This is a genomic window from Psychrobacter sp. 1U2 (assembly GCF_051847575.1).
The window spans coordinates 1-721 of the sequence record NZ_JBPYDC010001059.1; the positions used below are offsets into that span (position 1 = coordinate 1).

The window sequence follows — 721 nt, forward strand, 5'->3', positions numbered from 1 at the left end:
GAAAAGTCACCGTCCGGACATCTATAGTGCTTGTAGTAATGCAATGCAAAGTATTGATATTGACTTGGACTTTATACGTATCAATAAAGAAGATTTCTTTAACTGTCCTACCGAGTCAATAGATTATGGCGTCATGGAAAAAACGACTAATGCAGTTGTCATTGCGATGGATGCTGGTTGGAGCGATGTAGGTGCTTGGTCGTCTTTATGGGAAGTTTCTGATAAAGATAAAGATGACAACGTTATCACAGGCGATGTGCTGACAGTTGATAGTCATAATAACTATATATTTGCAGAAACAGGATTAGTGGCAACGGTGGGTTTGGATAATATTATTGTTGTTCAAACTAAAGATGCAGTGCTAGTCGCGTCCAAAGATAAGTCGCAAGAAGTCAAGCATATTGTCAACCAACTAAAAGCAGATAAACGTCAGGAACATAGTGTCCATCGTGAGGTCTATCGACCTTGGGGTAAATATGACTCTATCGATAGTGGCCATCGTTATCAAGTTAAGTGCATCACGGTCAAACCTAGTGAGAGGCTTTCTGTGCAAATGCACCATCACCGTGCTGAGCACTGGATTGTAGTGTCAGGTACCGCTAAAGTTATCGTTGATGGTAACGAAAAGCTAGTGACTGAAAATGAGTCTGTTTATATACCATTAGGTGCAACGCATTGTTTAGAAAACCCGGGTAAAGTAGATCTTGAGATGATAGAAGTA

General features: G+C 40.4%; 1 protein-coding gene. It reads left to right on the forward strand.

Going from position 1 to position 721, the window contains the following annotated elements:
- Positions 1 to 721, forward strand: a 721-nt coding sequence (locus ACS8FD_RS20375) for a mannose-1-phosphate guanylyltransferase/mannose-6-phosphate isomerase (protein WP_439277203.1), incomplete at both ends; no start/stop codon positions are given.